Annotated in this window: 21 protein-coding genes, 1 tRNA gene and 1 pseudogene; 11 read left to right on the top strand and 12 right to left on the bottom strand. The window is 64.5% G+C overall.

The genetic code is table 11. The features are described from left to right. The first annotated feature begins 119 nt into the window (after positions 1-119). A complete protein-coding gene (gene recG / locus ACVMB1_RS12770; protein ID WP_141341324.1) occupies positions 120-2,228 on the top strand; it encodes an ATP-dependent DNA helicase RecG in 2,109 nt (702 codons plus the stop codon). Positions 2,229-2,374: 146 nt separating this feature from the next. Next, on the top strand, positions 2,375-2,659 hold the full coding sequence (locus ACVMB1_RS12765) for a GIY-YIG nuclease family protein (protein WP_141341326.1): 285 nt from the start codon (positions 2,375-2,377) through the stop codon (positions 2,657-2,659). Positions 2,660-2,786: 127 nt separating this feature from the next. Here the strand turns inward: ACVMB1_RS12765 and ACVMB1_RS12760 are convergent, their stop codons facing one another. The 5 genes from ACVMB1_RS12760 to ACVMB1_RS12740 all read right to left on the bottom strand — a co-directional run bounded on the left by ACVMB1_RS12760 (position 2,787) and on the right by ACVMB1_RS12740 (position 7,534). Beyond that, on the bottom strand, positions 2,787-3,587 hold the full coding sequence (locus ACVMB1_RS12760; protein WP_057018726.1) for a DUF502 domain-containing protein: 801 nt from the start codon (positions 3,585-3,587) through the stop codon (positions 2,787-2,789). A gap of 95 nt (positions 3,588-3,682) precedes the next feature. Further along, a complete protein-coding gene (gene glmS, locus ACVMB1_RS12755; protein WP_141341328.1) occupies positions 3,683-5,509 on the bottom strand; it encodes a glutamine--fructose-6-phosphate transaminase (isomerizing) in 1,827 nt (608 codons plus the stop codon). Positions 5,510-5,684: 175 nt separating this feature from the next. Then, the gene (locus ACVMB1_RS12750) at positions 5,685-6,332 is read right to left on the bottom strand and encodes a hypothetical protein (RefSeq protein ID WP_057018714.1); all 648 of its coding nucleotides are present in this window, start codon (positions 6,330-6,332) and stop codon (positions 5,685-5,687) included. Continuing rightward, positions 6,329-6,604, bottom strand: coding sequence for a hypothetical protein (locus ACVMB1_RS12745; protein ID WP_057018715.1), 276 nt, complete (start codon positions 6,602-6,604; stop codon positions 6,329-6,331). Before ACVMB1_RS12745 ends, ACVMB1_RS12750 begins: the two co-directional genes overlap by 4 nt. A gap of 135 nt (positions 6,605-6,739) precedes the next feature. Then, a complete protein-coding gene (locus ACVMB1_RS12740) occupies positions 6,740-7,534 on the bottom strand; it encodes an adenylate/guanylate cyclase domain-containing protein (RefSeq protein ID WP_456848626.1) in 795 nt (264 codons plus the stop codon). 207 nt (positions 7,535-7,741) lie between these two features. Between ACVMB1_RS12740 and ACVMB1_RS12735 the strand changes: the two genes are divergently transcribed. Next, complete coding sequence (locus ACVMB1_RS12735) at positions 7,742-9,058, top strand: ISNCY family transposase (protein ID WP_253623899.1); 1,317 nt, start codon at positions 7,742-7,744, stop codon at positions 9,056-9,058. A gap of 204 nt (positions 9,059-9,262) precedes the next feature. On the opposite strand, the gene ACVMB1_RS12730 is transcribed toward ACVMB1_RS12735, so the two are convergent. Then, the gene (locus tag ACVMB1_RS12730) at positions 9,263-10,327 is read right to left on the bottom strand and encodes a carbon-nitrogen hydrolase family protein (protein WP_141341331.1); all 1,065 of its coding nucleotides are present in this window, start codon (positions 10,325-10,327) and stop codon (positions 9,263-9,265) included. A gap of 175 nt (positions 10,328-10,502) precedes the next feature. Here ACVMB1_RS12730 and ACVMB1_RS12725 point away from each other — a divergent pair, with 175 nt between their 5' ends. The 3 genes from ACVMB1_RS12725 to ACVMB1_RS12715 all read left to right on the top strand — a co-directional run bounded on the left by ACVMB1_RS12725 (position 10,503) and on the right by ACVMB1_RS12715 (position 13,441). Then, positions 10,503-11,453 (top strand): LysR family transcriptional regulator, encoded by a 951-nt coding sequence (locus ACVMB1_RS12725; RefSeq protein ID WP_076828910.1) that lies wholly within the window; start codon positions 10,503-10,505, stop codon positions 11,451-11,453. 77 nt (positions 11,454-11,530) lie between these two features. Then, on the top strand, positions 11,531-11,845 hold the full coding sequence (locus ACVMB1_RS12720; RefSeq protein ID WP_141341333.1) for a DUF485 domain-containing protein: 315 nt from the start codon (positions 11,531-11,533) through the stop codon (positions 11,843-11,845). 12 nt (positions 11,846-11,857) lie between these two features. Continuing rightward, positions 11,858-13,441, top strand: coding sequence for a solute symporter family protein (locus ACVMB1_RS12715; RefSeq protein WP_141341335.1), 1,584 nt, complete (start codon positions 11,858-11,860; stop codon positions 13,439-13,441). A gap of 257 nt (positions 13,442-13,698) precedes the next feature. Here the strand turns inward: ACVMB1_RS12715 and glmU are convergent, their stop codons facing one another. Beyond that, complete coding sequence (gene glmU / locus ACVMB1_RS12710; RefSeq protein WP_076828914.1) at positions 13,699-15,057, bottom strand: bifunctional UDP-N-acetylglucosamine diphosphorylase/glucosamine-1-phosphate N-acetyltransferase GlmU; 1,359 nt, start codon at positions 15,055-15,057, stop codon at positions 13,699-13,701. Positions 15,058-15,240: 183 nt separating this feature from the next. Here glmU and ACVMB1_RS12705 point away from each other — a divergent pair, with 183 nt between their 5' ends. Next, positions 15,241-16,614, top strand: a complete 1,374-nt coding sequence (locus ACVMB1_RS12705; protein ID WP_141341337.1) for a hypothetical protein — start codon at positions 15,241-15,243, stop codon at positions 16,612-16,614. A 94-nt stretch (positions 16,615-16,708) separates the two neighbouring features. Next, entirely contained in the window at positions 16,709-17,089 is a 381-nt protein-coding gene (locus tag ACVMB1_RS12700) for a hypothetical protein (protein WP_016844836.1), read from the top strand. Here the strand turns inward: ACVMB1_RS12700 and ACVMB1_RS12695 are convergent. Continuing rightward, positions 17,049-18,677 (bottom strand): glycoside hydrolase family 17 protein, encoded by a 1,629-nt coding sequence (locus tag ACVMB1_RS12695; protein WP_141341339.1) that lies wholly within the window; start codon positions 18,675-18,677, stop codon positions 17,049-17,051. The genes ACVMB1_RS12700 and ACVMB1_RS12695 overlap by 41 nt on opposite strands. Before the next feature lie 245 nt (positions 18,678-18,922). On the opposite strand from ACVMB1_RS12695, the gene ACVMB1_RS12690 reads away from it, so the two are divergent. From ACVMB1_RS12690 to ACVMB1_RS12680, 3 genes are all read left to right on the top strand, one after another. Continuing rightward, positions 18,923-19,534 carry a hypothetical protein gene (locus ACVMB1_RS12690; protein ID WP_057018479.1) on the top strand — a complete coding sequence of 204 codons (612 nt, stop codon included), beginning with the start codon at positions 18,923-18,925 and terminating at the stop codon, positions 19,532-19,534. A 193-nt stretch (positions 19,535-19,727) separates the two neighbouring features. After that, positions 19,728-22,577, top strand: coding sequence for a glycosyltransferase (locus ACVMB1_RS12685; RefSeq protein ID WP_076828919.1), 2,850 nt, complete (start codon positions 19,728-19,730; stop codon positions 22,575-22,577). A 178-nt stretch (positions 22,578-22,755) separates the two neighbouring features. Next, positions 22,756-22,831 (top strand) — tRNA-Lys (locus tag ACVMB1_RS12680). Positions 22,832-22,874: 43 nt separating this feature from the next. Here the strand turns inward: ACVMB1_RS12680 and ACVMB1_RS12675 are convergent. The 4 genes and pseudogenes from ACVMB1_RS12675 to ACVMB1_RS12660 all read right to left on the bottom strand — a co-directional run bounded on the left by ACVMB1_RS12675 (position 22,875) and on the right by ACVMB1_RS12660 (position 26,904). Continuing rightward, a pseudogene (locus ACVMB1_RS12675) lies at positions 22,875-23,892 on the bottom strand (DDE-type integrase/transposase/recombinase). Between the two features lie 1,199 nt (positions 23,893-25,091). Then, complete coding sequence (locus ACVMB1_RS12670) at positions 25,092-25,316, bottom strand: hypothetical protein (RefSeq protein ID WP_158074204.1); 225 nt, start codon at positions 25,314-25,316, stop codon at positions 25,092-25,094. Positions 25,317-25,619: 303 nt separating this feature from the next. Further along, positions 25,620-25,856 (bottom strand): hypothetical protein, encoded by a 237-nt coding sequence (locus tag ACVMB1_RS12665; protein ID WP_057018484.1) that lies wholly within the window; start codon positions 25,854-25,856, stop codon positions 25,620-25,622. 142 nt (positions 25,857-25,998) lie between these two features. Beyond that, entirely contained in the window at positions 25,999-26,904 is a 906-nt protein-coding gene (locus ACVMB1_RS12660; RefSeq protein WP_057018604.1) for a ribonuclease Z, read from the bottom strand. Between the last annotated feature and the right edge of the window lie 35 nt (positions 26,905-26,939).

The following is a 26,939-nucleotide window of genomic DNA, read 5'->3' as shown; positions in this document are numbered from 1 at the left end:
CTTGCGCGCCCGTCGAAGTCTTGGCGTAGACGGGACCGGCCGACATCAGCTCCAAAAAAAGACGTGGATGCCCGGCACAAGGCCGGGCATGACGGTGTGAAACGGTCTTGGATTCGTCGATGCGCCCAGCCCTGCTCAATCCGCTGTTTGCCCAGGTCACGACCCTGCAAGGGGTCGGCCCGAAGCAGGACAAGCTGCTGCGCTATCTGCTCGACCGCAGCGAGACGCCGCGGCTGGTTGACCTGCTGCTGCATCTGCCGGCGAGCGTGATCGACCGCCGCGCCCGGCCGAAGATCCGCGACGCCGCGGTCGGAACCATGGTGACGCTCGAGGTCACCGTCGACCGCCATCGCCCGCCGCCGCCGCGCAATTCGCGCGCGCCCTACCTTGTCTATGCCAGCGACGACACCGGCGACGTCGTGCTGACCTTCTTCCGTGCCCAGCCCGGCTATGTCGAGAAGCTGCTGCCGGTCGGCGAGAAGCGCTACGTCTCCGGCACGCTGGCGATGTATGACGGCATCCCGCAGATCGTGCATCCCGATCGCGTCGTCGATGAAGCGGGCTTTGCAAAACTGTCCGGCATCGATCCGGTCTATCCGCTGACCGAGGGGCTTGCGATCGGCTCGCTCCGCCGCGCCATCGCGCAGGCGCTGACCAGGCTGCCCGAGCTGCCGGAGTGGATCAGCCCCGAGGTGCTGCGCCGCTGCAACTTCCCGCCGATCAGGGAGGCGCTGACCCGCGTGCATGTGCCGGTCGAGCTGACCGATATCCTGCCCGACGGTCCGTTCTGGTCACGTCTCGCATTCGACGAGCTGCTGGCCGGCCAGCTCGCGCTCGCCCTGATCCGCGCCACGCTGCGACGCCCCAGCGGTGTGCGCAACGCCGGCGATGGTCATCTGCGCCGGAAGATCATCGATGCCCTGCCCTATGCGCTGACCAGGTCGCAGCAAGAGGCGGTCGCGGCAATCATCGCGGACCTGCAGCAGCCGGTGCGGATGCTGCGCCTCGTGCAGGGCGATGTCGGTTCCGGCAAAACCGTGGTGGCGCTGCTGGCTGCCGCCGCGGTTGCGGAAGCCGGCAAGCAGGCCGCGCTGATGGCGCCGACCGAAATCCTGGCGCGCCAGCACATCAAGACCATCGCACCGCTCGCCGAGAGCGCTGGCCTACGGGTTGCGATCCTCACCGGCCGCGAGAAAGGCAAAGAGCGCCGCGAGCTGCTGGCACAGCTCGAGGCCGGCGAGATCGATCTGTTGGTCGGCACCCACGCACTGATCCAGGACGACGTGATCTACAAGGCGCTGGCGCTTGCCGTGGTCGACGAGCAGCATCGCTTCGGCGTCCGCGAACGGCTCGCGCTGACCTCCAAGGGCGAGGCCGTCGACGTGCTGGTGCTGAGCGCCACCCCGATCCCGCGCACGCTGGTGCTCACATACTTTGGCGACATGGACGTCTCGGAGCTGCGCGAAAAGCCCGCCGGCCGCCAGCCGATCGACACCCGCGCGGTGCCGATGAGCCGGATCGAGGACGTCATGGACGGCGTCGGCCGCGCGCTCGGCGCCGGCAAGCTGGTCTACTGGATCTGCCCGCTGGTCGATGAATCCGAGGCCGAGGGCACCGAGCATCTCACCAACGCGACCGAACGTTTCGAGAGCCTGCAGAAGCGGTTCGGCGATCGCGTCGGTCTCGTGCACGGCCAGATGAAGGGCACCGAGAAGGACCGCGTGATGACGCAATTCGCCGCGCACGAGATCGGCCTCCTGGTCGCGACCACGGTGGTCGAGGTCGGCGTCGACGTGCCCGCGGCGACCATCATGGTGATCGAGAACGCCGAACGTTTCGGGCTTGCGCAGCTGCATCAATTGCGCGGGCGCATTGGCCGCGGCTCGGAGGCCTCGACCTGCCTGCTGCTCTACAAGGAGCCGCTCGGCGAGATGTCGAAGGCGCGGTTGAAAGTGATCCGCGAGACGACGGATGGATTCCGGATCGCCGAGGAGGATCTGAAGCTGCGCGGCGAAGGCGATGTGCTCGGCATCCGCCAGAGCGGCCTGCCCGGCTACCGCATCGCGCGCTCCGAAGTGCACGGCCAGCTCATCACCCAGGCCCGCGACGAGGCGCTGCGGATCATGAAGGACAACCCGAAGCTGAAGGGCGAACGCGGCGAAGCGCTGCGCGTCCTGCTCTACCTCTACGAACGCGACGAAGCCGTGCCGCTGATCGGCGCGGGGTAGCGGCCAGCCCCGTCATTGCGAGCGCTCTACCCAGCGTCATTGCGAGCGCAGCGAAGCAATCCATCGTTCCGCATATGCGGAAGCGTGGATTGCTTCGTCGCTCCGCTCCTCGCAATGACGGTATATACTTGCGGCTGGGGGACATCATGAAACAACCATGCGTCTACATCTTCGCCAACAAGCGTCACGGCACCGTTTACATGGGCGTTACCGCAACGCCCAAGCGTGCGTTTGAGCATCGCGAGGGATTGGTGAAGGGCTTCTCGGCCAAATATGGCTGCAAGATTCTGGTCTGGTACGAATTGCACAAAACCATGTACAACGCGATCACTCGTGAGAAGCAGATCAAGGCCGGCAGCCGCGCGAAGAAGATTGCGCTGATCGAGGCGCTGAATCCAGATTGGAACGACCTCTACGAGACGCTGATCTAGGTGTGCTCATCGCCCCTTCCCGCCGTCATTGCGAGCGTAGCGAAGCAATCCATCGGTCCGCATATGTGGAATCATGGATTGCTTCGTCGCTTCGCTCCTCGCAATGACGAGGATGGAGTTGGGCCTCTTATTCGACCTTGGCCGGCGCGGGCTGAGTTGCCGGCTGCAGCGAGGCCTGGTTGGTCGAAGCCTGGCTCGCAATGCGCGCAGCATTGGCCATGCCGGCGAGCGCCGCGGCGCGCTTCTGATCGGCGGTGCCGCCGGGCTGCACCACGCCGGCGGACATGATCAGCGTCGCGGCATCCTCGGTGCTCATTTCGATCTCGATGATCTTGCTCTTCGGCACGTAAAAGAAGAAGCCGGTGGTCGGGTTCGGCGCGCACGGCAGGAACACCGAGATGTGCTCTTCCGCTCCGGGCAGGCTAGCGGCAAGTTCGGCGCTCGGCGCCTGCGAGATCAGCACGATCGACCACATGCCGGGCGAGGGAAACTCGACGAGGCCGACGCGGCGAAAGCTCGAGCCGTTGCCGGAGAACAGCGTTTCGAACACCTGCTTGAGGCCACGATAGATCGCGCGCACCGCAGGGATGCGGCCAAGCAGCCGTTCGCCGAGATCGACCAGGGTTCGCCCGATCAGATTGGCGGTGAGGAAGCCGAGCAGCGTAAGCGCGATGACCGCGACGATCAGGCCGGAACCCGGCAGCCCGAATGGCAGATAGGTTTCCGGCCGGTAGGCCGTGGGCACGAACGGCCGGACCAGATTGTCGACCCAGTTCACGAACCACCAGGTCAGATACAGGGTGATCGCAACCGGTCCGGCCACCACGAGGCCGGTCAGGAAATAGTTGCGAAACCGCGCCATCAGCCCGCGCGGGGCATCCGGGGGCAATTCACCGGTCGAGGCGGGAGGCACTTGGTTGGAGGTCATTGCGGTTCCAGGGTCGTCGAAGCGGCCGTAGTCCACCACCCAGCTAAGCCATTCTGTCGCATTTTTGAAGGGCCGCGTGAAGCCGCGGCTTGCGACTATTCGACCGTGACCGATTTGGCCAGATTCCGCGGCTGGTCGACATCGGTGCCCATCACGACAGCGGTATGATAGGCGAGCAGCTGCACCGGAACGGCGTAGACCATCGGCGCGAAGGTCGCCCCCATGTCCGGCATCACGATCGTCACCAGCGACTGGATGGTCGCCTCCGCCGCGCCCTTGGCGTCGGTCATCAGGATGATCTTGCCGCCGCGGGCGGCGACCTCCTGCATGTTGGAGACGGTCTTCTCGAACACCTTGTCGTAGGGCGCGATCACCACGACCGGCATGTGCTCGTCGATCAGCGCGATCGGCCCGTGCTTGAGCTCGCCGGCGGCGTAGCCCTCGGCATGGATGTAGGAGATTTCCTTCAGCTTCAGTGCGCCCTCCAGCGCCAGCGGATAGCTGGTGCCGCGGCCGAGATAGAGCACGTCGCGAGACTTCGAGATCTCGCGCGCCAGCTTCTCGATCTGCACTTCAGTGGTCAGCGCTTCCGACATCAGGCGCGGAATCTCGACAAGGCCATGCACCAGCTTGGCCTCGTCGGCATCGGACAGCTCGCCGCGCGCCTTGCCGGCGGCGACCGCGAGCGAGGCCAGCACCATCAGCTGGCAGGTGAACGCCTTGGTCGAAGCGACCCCGATCTCGGGACCGGCGAGCGTCTGCAGCACGGTCTCGCTCTCGCGCGCGATCGTCGAGGTCGGCACGTTGACGACCGAGAGCGTGTGCGCACCCTGCGCCTTGGCGTAGCGCAGCGCCGCCAGCGTGTCGGCGGTCTCGCCCGATTGCGAGATGAAGATCGCAAGATCGCCCTTGCGCAGCGGTGCCTCGCGGTAGCGGAATTCGGAGGCGACATCGAGCTCGACCGGTAGCCGCGCCAGCCGCTCCAGCCAGTATTTCGCGACGAAGCCGGCATAGCTCGCGGTGCCGCAGGCGGTGACCGAGACGCGCTGGATATCCTTGAAGTCGAACGGCAGCTTCACCGGCATGGTGACGCGCTCGGTCGCCATGTCGACATAGCGCGCCAGCGTGTGCCCGACCACTTCGGGCTGCTCGTGGATCTCCTTCGCCATGAAGTGACGGTAGTTCGCCTTGTCGACCAGCGCCGTTGCCGTCGTGTGCTTGATCGCCTCGCGGTGGACGATGGCGTTGTCCTTGTCGAAGATCGTGGCGCCCTTGCGATTCAGCACCACCCAATCGCCGTCCTCGAGATAGCTGATCGTATCGGTGAACGGCCCGAGCGCGATCGCGTCGGACCCGAGAAACATCTCGCCTTCGCCATGGCCGACCGCGAGCGGCGGGCCGTTGCGGGCGCCGATCATCAGGTCATCCTCGCCGGCGAAGATGAAGCCGAGCGCGAACGCGCCGCGCAGCTGCGACAGCACCGCCCTCACCGCATCGATCGGCTTGACGCCGCCCTTCAGCAGATTGTCGACCAGATGCACCACGACCTCGGTGTCGGTCTCGGTCGAGAACGCCGCGCCCTTGGCCTCGAGTTCCTCGCGCAGCTCGCGGAAATTCTCTATGATGCCGTTATGCACCACGGCGACGCGCTCGGTGGCGTGCGGGTGCGCGTTGTTCTCGGTCGGCCGCCCGTGCGTGGCCCAGCGGGTGTGGCCGATGCCGGTATGGCCGCCGAGCGGCTTGGCCTCGAGCCGGGCCTCGAGATTCTTCAGCTTGCCTTCGGCGCGGCGCCGCGCCAGGCCGCCATTCTCCAGCGTGGCGACACCCGCGGAATCATAGCCGCGATATTCGAGCCGCTTGAGCGAATCCACCAATTGCTCCGCGACCGGAGCGCGTCCAAGAATGCCGACGATGCCGCACATGCGGTTCAATGTCCCCAAAAATCGCCGAAAATTTGCCAAAGCGGCGACACGGTCCCTTAACGGGAATCGCCGGCCGCAAGATACTCAATAATTATTGCCGATTGCGACAGTCTTAAACGGCAAGGTTGATGCGAAAGGCTGGTTAATCGGGGCTAACCATTTTGGCAAGAGCGCGTCAGCGCGGATCCGCCGGCGCGGGCCACGGTTTCGCCTCCCAGATCGTGGTCCATTCCTGACCCGCGCCGCACGCAGGCGCGCTGACCTCGACGCGAACCACGACAAAGCTTTCGCGATTGGTCACGTCTAGCCGATAGACATGCCGCAGGTGTGGGCTGGGACACAGGTCCGATCCGGTTTCGGCCTGAAACAAGCCGGCCTCCTCCCTCCATGTGATGAAACCCGGAGTGTCCGTCGTACCGAAGCCGTTCAGCGCGACGTACGGAAATTCCATCGGCTTTGGTCTGCTGACGTCGGAAAGATCGAACGCGCGATGCGATCCGGTCACGGAAAGCCGACAGAACATCAGCGCGAGACGGTGCCCGGCCACTTTCATGAAGCGAACCGGCAACTTTTCGATGTCATCACTGTATTTGCAGCCGGATTGCTCGGCCGCAAGCGCGAGCATCCTTGGCACCAAGGCCGGATCGGAAATTTCAAAGTCCGTGCGTCCATTGGCAAGGCTGCTCCATTCGCGAAGCGCCTCGCGTCGTGCATTGATGCTCGCAGTTTCGTCGCCGCGCGCGACCGACACGAGCGGCGGACCGGCCGTGAGAAGACCTCCGAGCAGCACCTTGATCAATCCAGCGATCAGCCGCGCGCTCACGGTTCCCATCCCCGGCCACGCAGCCAGACCTCGCGGCACGTAACCAGCATGCCGAGCAGTCCGTTCTTGAGGAAAAACAGATAGAGCGCGAACAGCAGCACGAAGCTGGGCCGATCGTCGCCCCAGGAAACGAACTCAGGTTGGTCGTGTGTCTTCCGGGACAGCACCGCCAACTGTCCGGTCTCGGCCCATTGGTAGAGTCGTGCGGCGCTGAAGTACGTCACCAGGCTGCAAAAGACGCCAATCAGAACGGTCGCGGCATGTTTGCGCATGCCGTGTTTTGCCTTGTCGCCTCCTAAGAGCGATGAAACCGCAGACGGCAAACGTCGTTAACCGCATCAATATGTCATTAACGCCTTTCGGCGAGGCCAGCCGACGCTGGCGGTAGTCGACGCTCCCGGGACGCCCTAATGCTCCACCCGGTAGAGCCGCCATCGCTCCGGCACGCCTTTGAGCTGGTGCGCGCCGCGGTCCTTGAAGCGGATTTCGGACTTTGACATCAGGTCCTTGACCGCTCTCGAGACCAGCACTTCGCCGGCCCGCGCTTTCGCCGCGACGCGCGCGCCGATGTGAAACGCAAGCCCGATCACCTCCGCGCCACTCACCTTGTATTCGCCCGCGTGCAGTCCGACCCTGATCTCCAGCCCCAGCGTGCGCACGGACTCGCGGATCGCGGTCGCGCAACGGATCCCGGCTGCCGGCGCGCGGAACGTCGCCAGCAACCCGTCGCCCGTGGTCACGACTTCCTTCCCCCGCAAGGCCTTCAGCTCCCTGCGCACAGCGACATAGTAGTGGTTCATCACCGTCGCCCAGCGCGTGTCGCCGAGCCGCGCGGCCTTTTCGGTGGATCGGACGATATCGACATAGAGGATCGTGGCGAGCGCCTGCTTGAGCTGCGAGTCCCGGTCGGTGGTTCGCCGCCGGTTAGCGATATTCCCAGCCAGCGGTTCATAGCGATGGCTGCGTCGCCGCGCGATGGCGGCCTTGGTGTAGTCCTGGGCGCGCTGCACCGTGCGGCAGCGAATGGTTTTTTCCTGCGGTGGAAACGTCCAGTGGACCTTTCGCCTGTCGCCCGCGCCATCAACCTGCACGGCGCCCCATTTCAGGAAAACCGTCGAGCCGGCCCGTCGAATGCACCATGCCTTCGACGTGTATCCGGAAACGTTCGACTGATGGACTCCGATGCGAAGGAATTTTGGCATGAGCGTCCGGCCGATCGAAGGTCGTTTGGCAGCCTACCCAGGGTAAAGCGTAGCCATACATTCCCGCGTTGGCAACGTTGCAGGTTTGCGGTGTCAGTAGCTCGTGATCTGTCGCCTGTTTGTAGCTCGTGAAGTGTCGTGTTTTCGGTGCTCCGGAACAAGGGGGGCGCGATGGGCACGGCATCCATTCACGAGGGTGTACGACGGATGCGGTTTTCAGATTTGCTGGATCGGACGGAGGCGAAGGAACTGACGCAGGAGGCAGCTTCGGAGGTTCTTGGGATCAGTGTTCGGACGTTTCAACGCTGGGCGGAGCGCTATGAGGCGGAGGGCGACGACGGGCTTGTCGACCGCCGGCTGGGGCGTCGTTCGCCACGGCGGGCGCCGGAGGAGGAGCTGGAACGGATGCTTGCGCTGTACCGGGACAAGTACGCGGACTTCACGGTGAAGCACTTCCACGAGCAGATGCAAAAGCGGCACGACTATGTGCTGGGCTATACGGTGACGAAGCTGGCGCTGCACGCGGCGGGGCTGGTGCGGAAGGCTCCGAAGCGTTCGGCGCACCGCAAGAAGCGGCCGCGGCGGCCGCTTCGGGGCATGCTGCTGCACCAGGACGGATCGCGCCACGTTTGGATCGAAGGCCTGCCCGCGAGGGACCTGATCGTCACGATGGACGATGCGACCAGCGAGATCTACTCGATGGTGCTGGTCGAGGAAGAAGGAACGGCCTCGACCTTCCAGGCCTTGCGCGAAGTGATTGGCGAGCATGGCCTGTTCTGCGCGCTCTACACCGACCGCGGCAGCCATTATTTCCTGACCCCAAAAGCTGGCGAGAAGGTCTCGAAGACGCAACAAACCCAGGTGGGACGGGCTTTGTCGCATCTTGGGATCGAGCATATCGCAGCCTATTCGCCGCAGGCGCGCGGGCGCTCCGAGCGGGTGTTCGGCACCTTGCAGGACCGGCTGCCGAAGGAGCTGCGGCTTGCCGGGATCACGACGGTTGAGGCTGCCAACGCGTGGCTGAAGGCGCATTACATCCCCGGGCACAACGCCGCGTTTGCGATCAAGCCCGAACAGGAAGGCACGGCATTCGTGGCCGACCGGCATGAGGCCTGGCGCGAGGCGCTGTGCGTGATCGAGGAGCGAACCGTCGCCAACGACAATACCGTTGCATGGAACGGTCGGCGGCTGCAGTTGCCGCAGAGCCGGCTCAGACCTCACTTCGTCAAGGCCTTGGTGCGGCTCCATGAGTATCCCGATGGCACCGTCAGCGTGTTCCTTGGACCGCATCGATTGGCGAGGTTTGCGCCTGACGGACAGCAGATCAGCCCCGACGCGCTTCAGCCTGGCGGCGTGCTCGGAGCCGTCAAGGACAAGCCCTGGCGGGCGCGCAAGCGCGCGTCCTTGACCGCTCCTGCGCGCGCCGCCGTCGAGAAAGTGCGGGTCGGGGCGGAGAAACGGGCTTCAAGTCGAACAAAGAAACTCACCCACAGGGCTAAAACCGCCACAACAGCCGTGGCATGATCAATCAGGGAAAGCCGTCCCCGCCTTCCGGCTCCCCTGCAAATCAGACACGAAGGCGACAGATCACGAGCTACAAAAACACGACATCTTCACCCGCTACGGACACGTTGCAGGTTTGCGGACTATCGAGAATGCCGGACCGCGATGTCCGCGTCGGGTCCCGCACGCGGACGAAGGATCGTGTGAGGCAGCACCAAGGCTTCGTCAGCTCCGGAGGTCGCGGCCCTGCCCATTCGATGCAGCGTCGGCATCGACCGACAGAATTGCCGCGTCTTGCACGTCCGCTATCGGCTGCTCTGGATCGCGGAATCGAGCCGGGGTCAACCGGCTGCGGTCGACCGTCACGCCGAAGATGTCGAAGCGGTTGTAGTAACCGACCACGTCGTGAAACTGTTTCGGCTCGACGCAGCGATTGAGATCGATCTCCGCGTAGGCGATCCCCTCCTCGTCCTGCAATCCATCGCCGAAGACGCTGCCGGTCGGATCGACGAAGAAGCTCGCCGCACGTGGTGTCTGGTCGATCACGTCGGCGATCGTTCGATCGCGTTCAATGAGGAAGGCGCGCAGTGCCTGGTCCATGTAGCCGGCGGTGACGATCCCGAATACCTTGGCTTCGAAGCAATGGGCGCTGGCCCGGATGCGGTTGGCGGCCACGTTGTCGAAATTGCCGCCGCCTGCCGGGCGCCGGGTGGGCCACATCGGCGGCCAGCTCGAAATGTGCACCTGCTCGCCCTGCGCCATCAGCGCGAAGCGGGCCAATGGGTTGGTATTCTCGCCGCAAATCAACCCGCCGATCCGGCCCTGCCGCGTCTCCGCGACCTTGAGGCCCGCACCATCCCCTGACGACCACACTAGCTTCTCATAGAAGGTCGGAACCAGCTTGCGGTGATGGATGAGAATTTCTCCGGTCTCGCCGATCAGCAGGTTCGAGTTCCACAGCCCCCCGACGCTGACGGCCGAGCGCTCGCTGATGCCGATCGAGACCGTGACGCCGAGGGCGCGCGCCTCGGCGCAAAGCCGCGCCACTTCCGGTCCGTCCGCCAGCACGGATTGCTCCGCCATGCGCACGAACAGATCGTGGTTGTCGATTGGAGGCCACAGCGCAGCCCAGACCGGAAAGGCGGGAATATAGGTTTCGGGAAACGCGATCAGCGCGGCGCCGGCCCTGGCCGCCTCGCGAATGATGGCGATCGCCTTTTCGGTGGTCGCCCAGCTGTCGAGGAAGACGGGCGCGGCGTGGACGGCAGCAGCCTTGAAACGAGGAAGCATGTCGAAAATCCCGGCTAGGACTAGGGGAGCGAAGCGGTATCATCCCTGGCTTGCCGGCGTGCATGGGAATTGTCGCAAGGTCGGTTGCGAAGGATCGGAACCGCCACGCGCTGGAACGGGAATTGCTTTGCTGACAAGGGCCGCAATTTCAACGGCCGCAACCGGGAGGCAGGTGATGTTCGACACGATCAACTGGGACGATCTGCGGGTGTTTCTCTGCGCCGCCCGCGCCGGGAATTTGAGCCAAACGGCAAAGCGGCTGCGGCTCGACCATTCCACCGTCAGCCGGCGCATCGCCCAGATGGAAGCTTCGCTCGGGGTTGCGGTGTTCGAACGCCACCGCACCGGGCTCAAGCTGAACGAAGTCGGCGAGCGGCTGTTGCGCCATGCCGAGCGGGTCGAGAGCGCGGTGATCGCGATCCGCGAGGAGGCCAGCGCCAGCGACACCCAGGAGCTCGTCGGGACCGTGCGGCTCGCCACCATGGAGGGGATCGCCTCGCTCTATCTGGCGCAACGCTTTGCCAAGCTGCGACGCACCGCGCCACAGCTCACCGTCGAACTCGTCACGTCCGCCCAGACGGTCTACGTTCATAAGCGCGAGGCCGATCTGTTCGTGTCCTTCTTCCGGCCGCCCGGTCCGGGCCTGATCTCGGAGCGCATCGGCAAGTTTCGGCTCGGGCTATTCGCGAGCCAGGACTATCTCGACCACCACGGGATGCCCGCAAGCCTGCGCGACCTGCAGGATCATTGGTTCGTGTCCTATATCGAGGACCTGATCCAGGTCGACTCGGTGCGCTGGCTCGCCGATGTCATCGAAGAGCCGAAAATCGCCTTCCACTCCAACAGCATGATCGCGCAGATGAACGCCGCGGCGGGCGGCCTCGGCATCGTGATGCTGCCGAGCTTTGCCACAAGGGACCGGCCCGACCTGATACCGGTGCTGCCCGCTCTCGCCGGCACCGTTCGCGAGGTCTGGCTCAACGTCCACAGCGACCTGCAATTCGCCCCGCGCATCCGCGCCGTCCGCGCCTTCCTGAAAAATACCCTGAAGCAGGATCCCGACATGCAGGTCACGCTGGCCGATGTCGTGCCGCAGCCGCGCACAGCAGATTGCAAAAATCCATAATTCCCTTCCGTCAGCCCCCGGCTGAAGCTCGTTCGATTGGCGCAAGCAGAGCGCGCTGAGTTTTTGAGGGAGCCGATATGAACGTGGTTATTCCCGGCAATGCCGATCCGGCGCCGAACGGCGGCGCATTGGCCAAGAAGCAGGCCGAGAAACTGGCCAAGAAGCGGCTGACAGTCGCGCTCGTTCTGAGCGTTGCGATGATCGTGATCTATTTCGGCTTCATGGGGCTTTTCGCGTTCGACAAGCCGCTGCTCGGCACCATTCTGATGCCCGGCCTGTCGCTTTGCATTGTGCTCGGCCCGCTCGTCATCATCTCTTCCTTCGTGCTCTGCCTGGTCTACGTGCTGTGGGCGAACCGGGTGTTCGACGCAGGCGTTCGCGAGCTTCGCTAAGGGGACAGGCAAATGGGCAGCAGCACGCTTTCGATCGGGTTCTTCTTCGCCTTCATGGCGTTGACGCTGGCGATCACCTATTGGGCTGCGCGGCGCACGCGCACCACCGAGCACTTCTTTGCCGCCGGCGGCCAGGTCACGCCGTGGCAGAACGGCTGGGCACTCGCGGGAGACTTCCTGAGCGCCGCGGCCCTGCTCGGAATTGCCGGCATCGTCACCTCGAACGGCTTCGACGGCATGATCTATTCGATCGGGTGGCTGGTCGGCTGGCCGATCATTCTGTTCCTGATCGTCGAGCCATTGCGCAATGTCGGCCGTTTCACCTTCGCCGACGTCGTGGCCTATCGCCTGCGCCAGCGCCCGGTGCGCCTCGCCGGCGCCATCGGTACACTTGCCGTGATCCTGTTCTACCTGATCGCCCAGATGGTCGCGACGGGATCGCTGATCAAGCTGCTGTTCGGCCTGCCCTACACCTGGTCGGTCGTCGTCGTCGGCAGCGTCATGCTGGTCTATGTGCTGTTCGGCGGCATGTTGGCGACGACCTGGGTGCAGGTGGTCAAGGCTGTGCTGCTGATGGGCGGCGGCATCCTGCTCGCCCTCCTCGTGTTGACCCATTTCGACATGAACCCGCTGAAGCTGTTCGCCGCGGCATCCGAGAAATACGGCACCAAGGTGCTGCAGCCGGGATCGAAGGTGGTCTCGGGTCAATGGGATGCCATCTCGCTCGGGCTCGGCCTGATGTTCGGAACCGCCGCGATGCCGCATGTGCTGATGCGGGCCTACACGGTGAAGGATTCCAAAGCCGCACGGCTGTCGATCCTCTATGCCACCGGCCTGATCGGCGTCTTTCATCTCATGGTCTTCATCATCGGCTTCGGCGCCATGGTGCTGGTCGGCGCCGAGGCGGTGGCCAAGGCCGGCGGCGGCGGCAACATGGCAGCGCCCCTGCTCGCACTCACCGTCGGCGGCAACGCGTTCTTCGGCTTCATCTGCGCGGTCGCGTTCGCGACCATGCTTGCCGTCGTCGCGGGGCTGACGCTGTCGGGCGTCGCCACGCTCTGCCACGACGTCTGGACCAATGTGATCAGGAGCGGCACCGCTTCGGAAGCCGAGCAGCTCAAGGTCGCGCGGGTCGCGACGGTTCTGATTTCCATCCTCGCCATCGGCCTGGGCATCGCGTTCGAAGGCCAGAACGTCGCGTTCATGGCGGGACTTGCGTTCTCGATCGCCTGCGCCGCCAACTTCCCTTCGCTCGTGCTCGCCATCACCTGGCGCCGCTTCACGACGCCTGCTGCCGTGGCGAGCATCCTCGTCGGCACACTGAGCTCGCTGGTGCTGATCTATCTGTCCCCGACCATCCAGGTCGACATTCTCGGCAAGCCGCTCGCCGCGGTCGAGCATCAATGGTGGTTCGTGTCGCTGCGCAATCCCGCGATCATCAGCATGCCGCTATCCTTTGCGGTCGCGATCCTGCTGTCGCTGGTGACACGGGAGAAGAACGCAAACCTCGCCTTCGACCAGATGCAGCGGCGCATCCTGCTCGGACCGGTAGAGCCGAACACCGACGAGCCGCGCCAGGCGAAGAATGCGGCATGAACCGGGTCAACCGATCGACGTTGCGATCAGCCCGTTGCGAACCCCGTCACCCGATGCGCATATGTGACTCACAGATCGCGCAACACATACAGTGTCGTCCCGGCGAAAGCCGGGACCCATAGCCACCGACGGTCATTGCTTCACGATGCTGGAACGACGAGTCCTGTCCCCAACTTCCGCCGCGGAATATGGATCCCGGCTTTCGCCGGGATGACATTTTATGGTCGAGACAGGCTCGCAAATATGTCGCGAGAAGATCACTTCCCCTTCGCCGCCTTCTCCTTCAGCTTCGCCGTTCGGTAGCGCGCGGCGCCGCCTTCGCGGATGGACTGCTCGCTGCGCTCGAGCGCCATCGCATCGTCGGGAACATCCCTGGTGATCACGGAGCCCGAGCCGATATAGGCGCCCTTGCCGATCGTGACCGGCGCGACCAGCGACGTATTGGTGCCGATGAAGGCGCCCTCGCCGATCAGCGTCTTGTGCTTGAGGAAGCCGTCATAGTTGCAGGTGATGGTGCCGGCACCGAGGTTGGAATTGGCACCGACATGGGCGTCGCCGACGTAGGAGAGATGGTTGACCTTGACGCCGGCCTCCAGCCTCGAACCCTTGGTCTCGACGAAATTGCCGATCTTCACGCCGTCGCCGAGCGAGGTGCCGGGCCGCAGCCGCGCGTAGGGTCCGAGCTCCACCTTCTTGCCGATCGTGGCTTGGGTGATGTGCGAGAAGGAATGGATCACGGCGCCGTCGTCGATCGAAACGCCGGGTCCGATCACCACGAACGGCTCGATCGTGACGTCCTTGCCGAATTTGGTGTCAGCGGCGAGATAGACCGTCTCCGGCGCGATCAGGGTCACGCCGGCCTCGAGCGCCTGGTTGCGCAGCCGCGCCTGCATCACGGCCTCGGCCTCGGCGAGCTGCGCCTTGGTGTTGATGCCGCGCACTTCGTCTTCGCTGGTCTCGATCACGACGGCCTCCAGTCCGAGTTCCCTGACAATGCCGACGGCATCGGTCAGATAATATTCGCCCTTGGCATTGGCATTGCCGATCTTCTCGATGATCGCGAGCGCCTTCCTGCCGTCGAACGCCATCACGCCGGCATTGCACAGCGTGATCTTGCGCTCTTCGGCACTGGCATCGGCCTGCTCGCGGATCGCAACCAGCTTGCCGTTCTCGACCACCAGGCGGCCGTAGCCGGTCGGGTCTGCGGCATGGAAGCCGAGCACCGCAAGCGCCGCGCCGTCGCGCAGCGGCGCGCGCATGCGGGCGAAGGTCTCGGCCGAGATCAGCGGCGTGTCGCCGAATGCGATCAAGAGGTCGTCGGCGCTGCGGGCGATCGCCTCGCGCGCCGCCAGCACCGCATGCGCGGTGCCGAGCCGCTCGCGCTGCACGAAGGTCTGTGCGTCGGGCCGCACCCGACGCACCTCGTTGGCGACCGCCTCGTGGTCCGGGCCGATCACGACCGCCAGCTGCGACCCCTCGCCGGAGGCCGCGGCGTTGAGCACGTGCGCCAGCAGCGGCTGCCCGGCCACGGGGTGCAGCACCTTCGGCAGCGACGAGCGCATCCGCGTGCCCTCACCGGCCGCAAGAACCACTGTCAGGCTCGTTCGCGCAGTCATTCGCAATCCTCGATGTCGCGCGCAGTTCGCTGCGCAAAGCTGTCTTCGAGGCCGTCTTTAATTGTTTTCCCCGGCAGAAGAAACCGATTCGCCTCCGTGGCGCTCCGGATTCAAGTTCCCGGTCCATTTCCTGTTAATCTTTGCCTCGTGATTCGGCGGGCCTTGAGGAGGGCCAAGCGGGCTTTGGCCAAAGATCGCGACAATCTGGCGGCGGAATTCGACACCGAGAGCACCACCGGCTTTTTGGCCGAGGAGGATGCTCTGGATCGCCGCATGCTGTGGCGGCTCGGCTCGTGGGGCGTTGCCGCGGTCGGCGCCGTCACCGTCGCGGTGATGGCCAACCAGTCGGCGTTGACGCTGCGGCGCGACCAAGTTGCCGCAGCGGACCTCGCGCGACAGGCCCAGCAGTTGCAGACGCTGGCGAAGGAGAGCCACAACGAGACGCGCCGGCTGGCGTCTGCGATCGATACGCTCAACGGCGACCGCGACCGGCTGTATTCGCGCGTCACCACGCTGGAGCAGGGCCTCGACTCCGTGACCGGCGCGATCGCCAGGCAGCCGCCGGCACCATCGCCCTTGGCAGCGCCCGGTACCTCGCCCGCAACCGCCAGTTCGTCGCCCGCCGCCTCCGCGCCAACCGTTGCCGCCGTCGCAACGATGCCGACGGTCGCATTGGACAAGCCGGCGGCGATCGACAAGCTGCCCACAGCCGGCGACAGCAAGGCGACTGGGCCGATCGAGAAGCCGGTTGCGGCGGCCGAAAAGCCGGCAACGGCCGACAAGAAACCCGCGTCCGCGCCCGCCAAGCCGCAGGCCGCCGCGGAGAAGCCGCCAGCCTCCGACAATTCGCCGCCGAATTCCGCCACGGCCGCATCGATCGCAAGTCCAATGAGCGCCGCCGCGGCCGGCGCCGAGGATGCACCCGCTGCGCCGGTGCCGGTCGCGGACAAGCCGCTTGTCGACAAGCCGGTCCTGGCATCGCTCGATCCTGCGGCGAACAAGGCAACCGAAACCGTCAAGCCGCCGACCGCCAACGATGTCACCGTCGCACCGATCCCTCCGCTGGTGATCACAGCGGATCCGGACGCCGAGGACGATGCGCCGCAGGCACAGATCCACCGCACCGAGTTCGGCGTCGATCTCGGCACGGCCAACTCGGTCAATGGACTGCGCGCGCTGTGGCGCGGCCTGTTGAAGTCGAAGGCCAACGCGCCGCTGGCGGCGCTGCGGCCGATCATCGTGATCAAGGAGAGCAGCAACGGGCTCGGCATACAGTTGCGCCTGGTGGCCGGACCGCTGAACGACGCCGGCACCGCAGCCAGGATCTGCGCGGGCCTCAGCCTGGTGCAGCGGACCTGCGAGACGGCGATCTATGACGGCCAGCGACTGGCCCTCAACGAGCCGGCCGCCGGAGCCAAGCCGGCGCCGTCGCATCGCCGGGCCGTGCCGAAGCGCGCCGTCGCGCCGCCGCAGCAGCAGCAGCAGCAGCCGGTCGCCGAGGACAAGAAGCCGGAGCCGACCACGATCTCCTCGATATTCCGGCGGAACAGCCAATAATCATGTGAGCCAAGGGATTGTGGCCGGATTTTCAACCGATTTCGATGCTCCGACCGAACTTGTCCCGCAACCCGATCCCGACCATAGTGCCGCGATGACAAAACCTCCGTTCCGCCTCTCCCCCTATCAGGTCCAGTTCCTGATGGTCGTGGGCTTCGTCACCGTCGGCTACGCGCTCTACGTGCGCTATCTGGCAATCGAGTTCTCTCCCGTTGCGCTGGCCTGCGACGCCGGCGCGCAGACCATGCTCTGCAAGGCTCGCGCGCTGTCGACCGTACTGTTCAAGAACTCGGTGTTCGGGATCACCGCGCTGGTAATCGCGGTGCTCAACCTGACGCGGCCGTCGATCGTGCTGCTCACCGTCGGCTTGATCGCTGCGGGGCTCGGGATCGTGCTCTACAATGTCGTGCTGTCGGGGCTCGCGATCGGGCTGTTCATCCTGGGTTTTGCGCGGCCCGCGCCCGCCACAGCGTAGCGGCGAGCAAGAGGTACATCACGCAGGTCCAGTCCGACTGCCAGTTGATCGTGCCCTCGTTGTAGATCGTGTAGCCGGCGGCGATCACCAGCAGGCCGGCGAATACGGATTCCGCGAGCGGCCGGATGCCTTCCTTCGGACGGTTGAGCATGGTCAGGAGCGCGAATGGCACCACCGCCATGGTCAGCGAGGCATACGGGAAATCGCGGTAGCGCGGATCGAAGGTAAAGCCGAGCGCGGTTTCGGCAGCAATCACCGTGGTGATGATCAGCACAATTGCCAGCGCCGCGCCGATCACGCCCTTGCCGCGATAGTCGCGCGGCCCGACCAGCTCCAGGAAGGTCGGCAGCGACCGCCCGGCGATCAGCGCGTGAGCCGTCAGCAGCGGCGCGGCAATGCCCGCTGCGAGCAGCACGCCCCAATGCAGCCAGCCGCCGACGCCGTAGCTCTCGTAATACATCTTGTCGCCGGCAATCCCGAGCAGCGCCCCCGCCGTCGTGGCCGAAATGGCGACCGCGATCCAGGCCGACGGCCGCGGCGTCCAGGGCCGGCGGCGCAGCGTCAGCCAGGCCGCGAGGAATGTGGCGACGGACAGCGCCATGCCGCCCGCCATCTGCAGCTTCCAGTCCGGATAGTTCGTGATAGCAACGCCGGGCGGATATTTCACCTGCCGCTTGACCGAATCGAACAGGCCCCAATTGCCGCCGACGGTGCCCTCGAGCTTGCGCTTCCAGGGCTGGTCGTAGGCCTCGATCAGGTTGACCCGAAAGCCCTCGCGCTTGGCGAGGTCGAGGATCTCGGACACCACCCGCGCCTGGTTGGTGCGCGACGGCAATGCGCCCTCCCGCATCCGCCCCTGGCTCGGCCAGCCGGTCTCGCCGATCAGGATCTCCTTGCCCGGGAATGTCACCGCGATCCGCTTGCGGATATCGTCGACATGCGCCGCGGCGTACTTCGCCTTGACCGGGATGTCCTCCCAATACGGCAGGATGTGAATGGTGACGAAATCGACCGCGTCATAAATCTCGCGGTTCTTCACCCAGTATTCCCAGACGTCGGCATAGGTGACGGGAAGATTGCCCGCCGCCGCCTTCACTGCGCGGATGTTGCCGGCAAGATCGGTGGCGGTCATCTCGCCGCGCAGCAGCACCTCGTTGCCGACGATCAGCGAGGTGACGACGCCGGGATACTCCTTGGCGAGCCGCACCGCGATCGCGATCTGCTGCAAATTCTTGAAGCGGTTGCTGCTGAGCCAGATGCCTTGCATCACCTTCAGCCCGACCTTGGCCGCAACGCCGGGGACCTGGTCGAGGCCGTTCTCGATCGAATAGGTGCGCACGCAGTCGGTGACCTTGGCGAGATCGGTCAGATCCTGCTCGATCTGCTCGACTGGAATCTGCGTGGTGGGATCAAGCGGCGTCTGCGCGCCGCGGAACGGCGTATAGGACACGCATTGCAGCTTTGCAGCGGGATCGATCGGCGCGCGCACGAGCGTAATCGGCGTGGCGAGCCACCACCACACGGATGCAATCACGGCGAGCGAGATCAGGAGAAGCGCCAGCGGCGTACGAAGCGAAATCGGTTCCATCCTCCGGGGGACCGTCGAATTAGCCGGTCACAGCCCATCTGCCAAGAGCGGGATTAGGTCAATACCATGGTTGTCCTGCGACAGTTTTGCGCTGGGTCGATAAAGTTGTGAGTTTGCTGGACAAAATACCAAATTCCAGTCATCAGATTTCGCCAGAGTCTCCGCCGCACTGGAGACCTATTTGGACGGCATCACGCGAGCCGTTAGGATGATCCCGCGGGGGCAGGAACATTATCGGGGAATACATGCGTCGACGGCTGCTTGAGTTGAAGAACACTACTTTGCGCCATCTTGCCGTAACGGGCCTTGTCACGGGCCTTGCGCTCCTCATTGGGGCCGGCGGCGCGTTCGCCCAGAGCGGCACGCCGAATCCGCCGGATCAGGCGAAACAGCAGCCTGGACAGCCCGACGCCAACGCAAATGCCGCACGGGAAGCCAACCAGCGCAAGGTCGAGGAGTTCGTCGAGGCCCAGCAGGCCATCAACGGCCCGGCCGGCAACCCGGAATGCGTCTGGCTCGGCCGCCGCGTCGTCCGCTTGATGTGGAACGACGACCTCGATACCGCGTTCCGCCATCTCGACCTCTACGACCGGTTCGGCTGCCCCGGCGGCCACGTCCAGGCGGCGTTCCGCTGCCTGACCCGGTTCGGCGCCCAGATCGACGACAAGGTCCGCGGCAGCCTCGACGGCCGCATCCACGCCTGCTGGATCAATCCGGGCGCGCAGCCCCAGGCCGCGGCCGCCGCCGCTGCTCCCACCCCGGCGCCGGCGACGGCCGGCACCGCCGCACCGGCACCGGCAGCCTCGCCCTCGCCTGCACCGACCCCGTCGGCGTCACCTGCGCCGGCGTCGAAATAGCCATATCCCGCGACCGGGGTCCGGCCGCGATTTTTTCGCGGCTGGAACGGCTTGCGCCCTTAAAACGCCATCGCGGCACACCAGTTGTTAAATCGGATGGCGGAGATATCTTTCCCTCCGCTGTCGTGTTGGTCGAACCCAGGGGACGGGTTCGCTTAGTCCTCAATCTCAGGCCCCGTATGGTTTAACCGCGATGCGCGCCGTCGTCGCCGTCCTGTTGCTTGTCACCGCCGCCCACGCCGCCCTGTGGGGTCTCTTCCAGGAGAAGCAGTCGGCGCCCGATTTCCGTGGCACGCTGCCGAGTCTGTCCTACGCTCCGTTCGAGTCAGGCCACACCGTCGCAGACGTTGCCGCCGACACCGAGAAGGTGCGCACCGACCTGCGAAAACTGTCCACGCTCACCAAAGCGGTCCGCCTCTATTCGTCGACGGAAGGCAACGAGCTGGTGCCGCCGGTCGCCGCCGAGTTCGGCATGAAGGTCACGGTTGGCGCGTGGATCGACAAGGACGCCAACCGCAACAACCGTGAGATCGAAGCCGCGATCAACCTGGCCAAGCGCAACAGCAACGTCATCGGCATTGTAGTCGGCAACGAAACCGTGTTCCGCGGCGAGCAGGTGCCGCTGGAAAACCTCGGCTCGGTTCCGGAGATCGGCGTGCCGCCCGAGGAGTCCGAGAGGATTCTTCGCGAGGAAGCGCAGCGTCTTCACGACGCGGAAATGCAGCCGGATGAAAACGGCAGCAGCGGCTTGAGCAAGCGCGCTGAAGCGATCAAGTGGGCAGTCGCCGAAAACAACGTGCACCGGCTGATCAAGGTGATCCAGCGGGTCAAGAAGTCGGTCAACGTCCCCGTCACGACCGGTGAAATCTGGAACATCTGGCGCGACCATCCGCAGCTCGCCAACTCGTCCGACTTCGTCGCCGCGCACGTGCTGCCCTACTGGGAAAACTTCACCGACAAGCAGGCGGTGGACCAGGCGGTCGACCGCTACAATTTGTTGCGCGACTCCTTCCCCGGCAAACGCATCCTGATTGCCGAATTCGGCTGGCCGAGCCAGGGCTACAATCTGCGCAGCGCCGTTCCCGGCCCGTTCCAGCAGGCCACCGTGCTGCGCAACTTCGTCACCCGCGCCGAAGCCATCGGCATGGACTACAACATCGTCGAGGCGATCGATCAGCCCTGGAAGTTCTTCGAAGGCGGCGTCGGACCCTACTGGGGCATCCTCAATGCCGACCGCGAGCCAAAGTTCGCCTGGACCGGTCCGGTCACCGATCCGAACTACTGGAAGATCGCGCTGGTCGCCGTCCTGGTCGGCCTGTTCATGTCGCTACCGATCCTGCGGCTGGACCAGCCGACCGTGATGCAGGCGCTGCTCTTGTCGGCGGCCGCCAACGGCGTCGGCGCCTGGGTCGCGACCGTGTTCTCGTACTGGACGACGCACTACTTCGTCTGGGGCTCGGCCTTCGCGCTCAGCCTCGGCCTGGTGCTGCTGGTTCCGCTGGTGCTGATCGCGATGGCGCGGATCGAGGAGATCGCGGCGGTGGCGTTCGGCCGCGGCCCGCGCCGGCTGATCGGCAAGAGCGCGCCGCTCGCGCCCGCCACGATCGGCGAGAACGTCAAGTTTCCGAAGGTCTCGATCCACATCCCGGCCTATTTCGAGCCGGTCGAGATGCTGAAGCAGACGCTCGATGCGGTGTCGCGGCTCGACTATCCGAACTTCGAGTGCGTCTGCATCATCAACAACACGCCCGATCCCGACTTCTGGCGGCCGATCCAGGATCACTGCCGGCTGCTCGGCGAGCGCTTCAAGTTCATCAATGCCGAGAAGGTGCAGGGCTTCAAGGCCGGTGCGCTGCGCATCGCGATGGACCGCACCGCGGCGGATGCCGAGATCATCGGCATCATCGATGCCGACTACGTCGTGCATCCGGACTGGCTGAAGGATCTCGTGCCGGCATTCGCCGATCCGCGCGTCGGCCTCGTGCAGGCGCCGCAGGAGCATCGCGACGGCGATCGCTCGCTGATGCACTACATCATGAACGGCGAATATGCCGGGTTCTTCGACATCGGCATGGTCCAGCGCAACGAGTTCAACGCCATCATCGTGCACGGCACGATGTGCCTGATCCGCCGCGCCGCGATGGACAAGGCCGGCGGCTGGTCCTCTGACACGATCTGCGAGGACACCGATCTCGGCCTCTCGATCCAGCAGCAGGGCTGGCTCACGCACTACACCAATGTGCGTTACGGCGAAGGCCTGCTGCCCGACACCTACGAGGCCTTCAAGAAGCAGCGCCATCGCTGGGCCTATGGCGGCTTCCAGATCGTCAAGAAGCACTGGCGGCGCTTCCTGCCCGGCGCCAGCCGGCTGACGCCGGATCAGCGCCGCGAGTTCTCGCTGGGCTGGCTGAACTGGCTCGGCGCCGAAAGCCTCGGCGTCGTGGTTGCGATCCTCAATCTGATCTGGGTGCCGATCGTTGCCTTCGCCGACATCGCGATCCCCGACAAGATTCTGACGCTGCCGATCATCGCCTCCTTCATCGTCTCGCTGGTGCATTTCGTCGCGCTCTACCGGCTGCGCGTGAACATCAAGGCCGGTCAGATGTTAGGGGCCATGATCGCGGCGATGAGCGTGCAGTGGACGGTGTCGCGCGCGGTGGCGCAGGGCCTGATCACCGAGCATCTTGCGTTCGCCCGCACCTCCAAGGGCGGCCTGTCGCGGATGTCGATCGAGTTCCAGGCGTTCTGGGAAGCCGTGATCGGCGTGTTGCTGCTGATCGGCGCCGTCGTGCTTGTCGTCACCAACGGCTACAAGCAGGTGCGCGAGATCTACATCTTCGCCGGCGTCCTGGTGTTGCAGAGCCTGCCATTCCTGGCGGCGGTCTCCATCGCAATCCTGGAGAATTCGCGGATCAACGAGTTCGCATTCTGGCGCAACAGCGCGATCCGCACCGCGGAACTGATCGGGTTGCGCCCGGTCAGCCTGCCCTCGGTCGCCGCCCCGTCGCAGCCGGTCGGCTCGGAAATCCGCCGCGACAACTGAGCCAACTTCAAGAAGCGGCCCTAAGCACAGGCGCCGGAACAGCAAATCCGGCGCGTCGGTGCACAATTGAGCGCCCGTCGGCTATTGACCCGATGGGCCCTGCCCCCTACACAGCGCGGGCTGGAGCACGATCCGGAGCGGTTCACCGCTGGCGTCCGGATCTAATGTTCAGGTGAGTGAGCGCGTAGCTCAGGCGGTAGAGCACGTGACTTTTAATCATGGGGTCGAGGGTTCGAGTCCCTCCGCGCTCACCAAACAAATTCTGTCCAGCCCGGAGACATGGGTAACAGGTCGTACCTAAGACATGGGTGACAGCCTCGTGCCGAACGGGTTGTCGCGGGGTTGCAGGGTTTTCTGCTCCAGGTCGAAGTATCCCAAATCATAGTGCATGAAGCTGACGAGCCAAATGCCGTCGTCGACCTCCTTGATGCCGAGTTTTAGTCCAGCCAGCACGGTGGAGAGGTTGATGCGCTTGCGATGCAGGCAGAGCCGTCCACAGGCGGTGACGAGCACCTCGCGATCGTGGAGTGGTCTCCTGCTTGAGCGTGAGGTGCATGCGCTCGTGACGGCCGTTCTGCTGCGGATGGCCGGGCTTGATGCGTTCGATGGCAATGCCAAGCCGCAGCCACCACACCGAGAGCTTTGAGAGATTGAACAAGGCGTTGGGACTGGCAAACGGCACGCCATTGTCGGAGCGAATGGCGCGCGGCATGCCGCGCTCACGGAACAACCGCTCGAAGGCCGCAATGGCCGGCTCCTCGCGGGTGGAATCGAGCGCTTCGCACAACAGCAGGAAGCGCGAGGCATGGTCGGTGACGGTCAGCGGGTAGCAATAACGGCCATTGCCGAGCTTGAACTCGCCCTTGAAGTCGGCGCACCACAGATCATTGGGTCCGGCCCCCGCGGACAGAGGCGTGCCGCGCGCGCGGTGGCGCGGCACGCCTGCGCGCTTGACCAGGCCATGGCGATCGAGAACCGCATGGATGGTGCTCTTGGCCGGAACCCGGATATCGCCGTCGAGCCGCCGGACCAAGAGCTCACGGATCTTGCGCGCGCCCCAGTGCGGTTTCTCGGCTTTGAGACGAACAATCAGGCCCTCGATTGGCTCGGGGAGCTGATTGGCATAGCGCACCGGTCGCCGCGACCGATCGCATAGCGCCGCCGCGCCCTGTTCCCTGTAGCGATCGAAAATCTTGTAGCCGGTCTTGCGGGACACGCCGAACTCCCGGCAGACGTCCGTCATGGCCTCCCCGTCCAGCAGACGGGCGACAAAGCGAAGGCGCTCTTCCATCACCGAACTCGCTTTCCACGGCATCCACACCTCCCGCAGAACAAAAGCGGAAAGTGTAACCCATGTGTCCGGTACGAAATGTCACCTATGTCTCGGGCCGCTCAGAGCTTCTGCGGAGGGTCGTCGAGGCTCTTCCCACGAGGTTGGATGCGGACGGAACAGCCTACATCAATGCTCTGTTTCCGAATCCTCCGGGAACGAAAATCAGGGATCATTTCGATGCTTGGCTTGAAGGCAATCTCACGGAGTGGGATGTGCTGGATCACACCTGGCCTGTGCCGGGATATCAAGATTTGTTCTCCGAGCAGCCATTCCAAGGTGATATGAGCGCGTGGCGCTTTGGCGTGGTGAGTATGCGTCGATCGCGGATTGGCCGGGGTTGGTGGAAGGAAGTCGCAGGCAATGGCCTGTTTTTTCGAGAGGACGGAAGTTGCAGCGTAATCGCTGATCACGATGCCTACGGGCCACCTGCTGGAATATCGTAGGACACGCGGAACACGGCATCACTCCCGGCAGACGTCCGCCATGGCCTCCTCGTCCAGAAGACAGGCGACAAAGCGACGGCGCTCTTCCATCACCGAACTCGCTTTCCACGGCATCCACACCTCCCGCAGAACAACAGCGGAAAGTGTACCCATGTGTCCGGTACGAGATGTCACCGATGTCTCGGGCCGCTGAAACCATTTGAGCCAAGTAGTCCCCCTCCCAAACATTCGCGAAATTTCCGTGTGGCAGTGACATCGCTCTCGTGGTGTTTGGAAGCCGGCCCGGGCCCTGGCGCCGGCTCTTGTTCTTAATTTTGTGTGAACCAAGCCACAGTTGTTCGGCGTGATCTTTAGTAGGTTTTCGGCGCTGGGGATTTCAGGGCCCAGAGGCTGGAAGAACAGGGCGCCGCCGGGACAACTCATTTCGGGCCCGGCGGCGTAATTTTTCGGGACGGTCAGAACTGCAATCCCAATGCTCGGACCAGACGCATTCGGACGCCAACGGCTCGTTGCTCTCCCTGTCGCAGTCATCACGTTCGGCGTCGCTTGCGTCGAGCCTGCCTGCGGTTCTCCGGACCGGTCGGAGGCGCGTGTATTCCGGCATGAGCCTTGCTCTTTAGGTGGCGCAGGAAATTTCAGTGTCCCGGTTCAGGAACAAGCTGTCGCCGGATGTGTCTTTTGGAGACGAGCAGCTGGATTCATTGGGAGGTATCGTTGAGATACGCAGCGCCCCTACAGTCAAGGTTTGTCGTTCGGAGAGGAAGCACCGACTGGATGGTTTATGATCGAGAGCTCAAGGGACCAGCGCAGTTGAAGAAAGACGGCCACTTCGCCGAGAAGCTGACGAAGGAACAGGCCGAACACATAAAGCAGGCCTTGACGGACGCCCTTGAGCCCGAGCCGTAGGCAGAGCTGGATCGAATACCCCGATCGGTGGCGACACAAACCGCGAACAGATGACATCTGTGTTACCTCGTAAGGTATATGAACAGAGTTGGGCAAAGCGAACGAGGCGCGGCGAAATGGCGGCGCATCGGTGGAGCAATTAGGCCCTTGCGAAATTCAGCTTTGGCCACGGGACGTTCTGAGCGGGCCACGTCGCCGTTGGAAGGGAACGATCGGGGAACAGCTCAAGGCACAACGAAAACCGCCCCCCTCACAAAGTTTACCCCCGCGCCGAGGGGGAGCGCGACGCATGACGGCGCAAGCGCGCCGTTCAGCGCACAATTCGGAGCGAACATTCGGAACGCTGCTGGAGTTCGGCCGTCAAGATAACGGCAGTTCGCCCTGACCGCCTGTCCAGTCGATGATATCGAGCTGCATCCCTCGCTTCAGCATCTCGGCCTCGAGGCTGCCGGCATGCCGTTTCCACTCGGGCGTCGCGCGGACGCGGAATTTTGGCTCTTCGCCGGCTGCCTCGAATTCGTCGTCGGCTCTGAGCGCACCGCGGACGGCTTCGTACATCATCTTCAGGCTGGCGTCGGTGAAGGCGCCGTAGTCCATCGGTCGTCTCCCTTGACACTGTGGGACGCAAAAGGCCGCCACGTAGTCACTCGTGGCGGCCTTCTGCTAGCGGCCCATCCAGATGGCCTGAAACGACGTTGCGTGAGTCGGGTTAATGAAACGTTGTTCGTGCGGCGCGCACTCAGATAGCGATGCGGTCGAAGTCGATGGCTATCCTGCTGTTCGGGAAAGTCCTCGTCGCCTCCGCCAGAATGTCCTCGTCCGGATAGCGGCCGGAGATGTGCGTGAGGACGAGCTGCTTGACCCCGCTCCGCGCTGCGAGCGCGGCGGCTTCGCTGGCCGTCAAATGCCCGTAGTCGCGCGCGATGGCCGCGTCGCGCTCGAGAAACGTCGCTTCGATCACCAGCACGTCGGCGTCCCTGACGTGTTCAGCCAGCCCCTCGGTTGTTTCAGCATCACCGACAATGACGAGCTTCTTTCGCCCCTGGGCCGGGCCAAGCACCTGCTCCGGATCGATGGTGCGACCATCGTCCAGCTTCGCCTGCCGCCCCTCCGCCAGCTCCCGGCGAACCGGCCCATCAGGCACGCGCAGCGCCAGAAGCCGGTCCGGGAGGAGATGCCGGCGTATCGCGCTCTGAAAGGTGAAGGCGAAGCTGTCCGTATCCCGGTGGCGGACGGGAAAGCAATCGACGGTGAATTCGCCGGCGTCGAGGACTCGCCCCTCGCTTAACGGCACCAGATCAAGCGGGATCGGCGCTCTGCCCTCGCCCCACAGGCCTGCCAGCATCCGGACGACGACATCGAGCGTGCCTGGCCCGGCATGAATCGTCATCGCATCCGAACTTTGCCGCAACCGGAGGGTCGAAAACAGCCCGGGGATGCCGAGCACATGATCGAAATGCCCGTGGGTCAGCAGCAGGTGATCAAGCCGTCGAAAGCCGGCGCCGCTCCGCAGCAGCTGGCGCTGCGTTCCCTCGCCGCAATCGACCAGAATACGACTGCCGGCTGCCTCGACGAGAATGCCCGGGTGATTGCGCTCGGGAGACGGCACGCTTGCCGACGTTCCCAGAAAAGTCAGCGAGAACATCGCAGCACCTCGCCTTCCGACTGCCGACGGCGCCA

The sequence above is a fragment of the Bradyrhizobium sp. USDA 4504 genome, from assembly GCF_054063995.1.
Note: the sequence above shows the minus strand (reverse complement) of the source record. Positions and strands in the feature narration are given on the sequence as shown.